Origin of the sequence: Burkholderia sp. Ac-20379, from assembly GCF_017104645.1 — a bacterium.
In the GTDB taxonomy this organism is placed as follows: Bacteria; Pseudomonadota; Gammaproteobacteria; order Burkholderiales; family Burkholderiaceae; genus Burkholderia.
On the sequence record NZ_JAAGPF010000538.1, the window covers coordinates 1 to 3,042 of the forward strand.

Consider the following 3,042-nt stretch of genomic DNA (forward strand, 5'->3'; position numbering starts at 1 on the left):
CAGTCCTCGAACAGCCTGTCCTCCACGCCTACCGCGCGCCTCAGCACGCCGGCACCGGGCGCCCGCGCTGAACGCGCGCCGCCCGGCGCGCCGAGGCGCGTGCTGTCGACCGGCTGGCCGTGCACGTGGTCGCGCGTCAGTTGCACGAGCGCATCGGCTTCGTGCACGTACACGCGGCTGTCGCCCACCCAGCCGCACAGCATGAACGCCGGGTCGTGCACCAGCAGCGCGACGGTCGAGCCGATCACGTCCACCCCGCGTTCGAGCGCGGCGGCACGCAGTTCGTCGTTGACCTGCTGCAGGCAATCCTCGATCGCGGCGGCGAACGCGTGAACGTCGCCGTCGCGCGTCAGGCCGCCGAGCCGCGTGACGATCAGCGTGCTCGCGTAATCACCGGCCGCATGGCCGCCGAGGCCGTCGGCCACGACCCACAGGCCGAGGTCGTCGCGCACCAGGATCGCGTCCTCGTTGCGGCGGCGCACCTTGCCCGTTTCGGTGCGGCCGGCGGAGCGGTAGATCGCGCTCATGCGGGCACCTCCAGCACGGCGAGCGGCGGCGTTCGTCGCCGGGGCGTTTTGCGCGGGGCTCGTGCAGCAATTCGCGGCGGGCGGGCTGGGTGGCGGCGCGACGCCGCTCGCGGCGGCCGGCGCGAAGCAACCGTGGATCAGCGTCGCGGCCGAATACCAGCAGTTCTACACGCGCGAGACGCTCGCCAGCGTCCAGCCCGATCCGGCCGTGGCGGCACGGATCGTCGGCGCGATCCGCAGCGACGACGGCATCGCCGTGCGCGTGCCCGATCTGGCCGCGGCCGGGCTGACGTTCAAATCGGTCGACCGCCTGCGCTACGACGGCAAGCCGCTCGTGCAGATCGCCTACCTGCCCGCGCACGGCACGCCGGTGGCGCTGTGCGTCATGAAAGACGCGCGGCCCGATCAGGCGATCGCGCAGCGCGAGCTGCACGGCATGTCGGTCGTGACCTGGCGGCAGGGCAGCCTCTCCTACGCGCTGATCGGCAAGCCCGATTCCGGCGATCTCGGTGCGATTGCCCGGCAGATCGCCGGCAGCCGCGTCGATGCGATGTTCGCGGCACGCGAGATCGCGTCTCGGCCGCTCGGCTAGGCGCTTTTGCCAGTCAAAAATCGGCGTGGCACGCCGGTTTCCTTCCTTTTTTGTCTCGTCTAAGCTTGCTGCGCTGCCGCAATGGTGGCATGGCGCTATCTCATAACGCCTTGATTTTTATGGAGTTGAAGCCGATTGCAGCCCATCGGTGCAGCCTGCGGCACTCTGTCGCGCGGCAGTTGTTGCTAAAAGTGCAATGCCTGTTGCAGTGCGGCGAGCGATCCGTATAATGCGGGTTATTCCCTAGGTATTAACCCGAGGTCATCATGAAAGCAGCTACCGCATCCACTCCCGTTCTGGCTCAATGGTTTGCTCAAGTGCGCAGCAATCTGGCACGCGCTTGGGAACTGCACGTTCGCACCTGCGAACTGATCGCCGAAGCACACCGCCGCATGTAATGGCGGGCGGCCCGGCCGCCGGCAGATCGATGCGGAGCGGCGCAGCGCCAAGCTGCGACGGTGCATCGAACGCCACGCGCCGAAGCCGCGTTCGAACCCGGCACGCATGCCGTCCGGGTTCCGCGTGAGTCCAAGCGATTCGCGCATGCCGGTCACGCGAATGCTCGCGTGCCGATCGTCCCGCCGGGGCGAATCCCGCTGACAGGGTTCGTCGTTCCGGCAACCGCTCGACGGTCGGCCGCCGCGGCAACAGGCGCAGCAAGGCCTGATTCGCGCCACGGCCCCATTCAGTACCGTTTCGCCGAGCCAACCGGCTGGCGGAACGCGTTTCTCGCGTCGCGCGAGGCCGGCAAGCCGCCGGTTTCGCACCGGCCGCCTTGCGTTGCGCCCTCCGTTGCATCTCGCCCGCCCCGTTTCCGCGCGGTGCCTGCCGCTATGCGCGCCGCAAATACTCGCTCGGCGCGACGCCCAATACCTTCCTGAACATCGCCGCGAACGCGCTCGGGCTGTCGTAGCCGTGTTCGAGCGCCAGCTCCAGAATCGACGCGCCGGCGGCCAGCCGCGGCAGGCTCAGCAGCAGCCGGGCGTGCCGCCACCACGCGCCGGGCGTCATGCCGGTTTCGCGCGCGAACGTGCGCGCCAGCGTGCGGGCGTTCATGTGCGCGGCGCGCGCCCAGCCTTCCAGCGTGACCGGCTCGGCCGGATGCCGGATCAACCGCGTGCACAGCGCGGCCAGCGCCGGATGATGCGGCATCGGCACATGCAGCGCGAGCGGCGGCGCCAGTTCGAGCTCGTCGAGGATCAGCGCCAGCATCCGGCCGGCGCGGCGGTTCAGGTCGTAATCCCACGGCAGGCCGTGCGCGGCGGCGATCAGCTCGCGCAGCAGCGCGCCCACCTCGATCACGCGGCAATCGCGCGGCAGCCCCGGGCGCACCTCGTAGGCCACGAACAGCGAGCGCATGCGCACGTCGCCGGCCATGTCGATCGCGTGGTGCATGCCGGCCGGCACCCACACCGCCCGCCCGGGCGGCACCACCCAGCTTCCCGCCTCCGCGCGCACGATCATCACGCCCTCGATCGCGTGGATCAGTTGCGCCTGCACGTGCGTGTGGCTCGGGATCGACGAGCCGGCCGGCATGTCGGTGGCGACCACGCCGATCTGATGCGCCTTCTCGCGGGCATCGAGCGCTTCGAAAAATTCGTTCACGTCCTTATTTGTCCATTTCGCGACGATGAATGCGCATTGCGCGTGCGACCGACTCAAGCCCGCGACCTTAGCATGGCCCGACTGTTTTCGTTCAACCGTTCGCGACGATCGCTGCCGCCATGTTTCCGATGTCTTCCGACGGGCCGCTGCCCGTGTCATCCGCCTGTTCCGCCTTGCCGCGCCGGTTCGCGCCGCGTGCCGTCGTGCTCGCCACTCTGCTTGCGAGCCTGCTGGCCGGCTGCGCTTCCACCGCGCCGTATCGCGCGCCGGCGGCCGACGCGGCCCGCAACGCGCCGTTCGATGCGGCCGCCGCCGTGC

5 protein-coding genes are annotated in these 3,042 nt (G+C 69.9%); 2 read left to right on the forward strand and 3 right to left on the reverse strand.

Annotated elements, in window-relative coordinates; genetic code table 11:
* Positions 1-527: PP2C family serine/threonine-protein phosphatase (locus G3N92_RS32440; protein WP_206131615.1), on the reverse strand; the 527-nt coding region annotated here is incomplete at its 3' end.
* Here G3N92_RS32440 and G3N92_RS32445 point away from each other — a divergent pair.
* Positions 526-1,119 carry a hypothetical protein gene (locus G3N92_RS32445; protein ID WP_206131616.1) on the forward strand — a complete coding sequence of 198 codons (594 nt, stop codon included), beginning with the start codon at positions 526-528 and terminating at the stop codon, positions 1,117-1,119. The genes G3N92_RS32440 and G3N92_RS32445 overlap by 2 nt on opposite strands.
* 266 nt (positions 1,120-1,385) lie before the next feature.
* Entirely contained in the window at positions 1,386-1,517 is a 132-nt protein-coding gene (locus G3N92_RS35425; RefSeq protein WP_277396218.1) for a hypothetical protein, read from the forward strand.
* Between the two features lie 433 nt (positions 1,518-1,950).
* On the opposite strand, the gene G3N92_RS32450 is transcribed toward G3N92_RS35425, so the two are convergent.
* Together G3N92_RS32450 and G3N92_RS32455 are read right to left on the reverse strand one after the other, a co-directional pair.
* Positions 1,951-2,724, reverse strand: coding sequence for a helix-turn-helix transcriptional regulator (locus G3N92_RS32450; protein ID WP_206131617.1), 774 nt, complete (start codon positions 2,722-2,724; stop codon positions 1,951-1,953).
* A 91-nt stretch (positions 2,725-2,815) separates the two neighbouring features.
* A partial coding sequence (locus G3N92_RS32455) for a hypothetical protein (RefSeq protein ID WP_206131618.1) occupies positions 2,816-3,042 on the reverse strand: 227 nt, incomplete at its 5' end.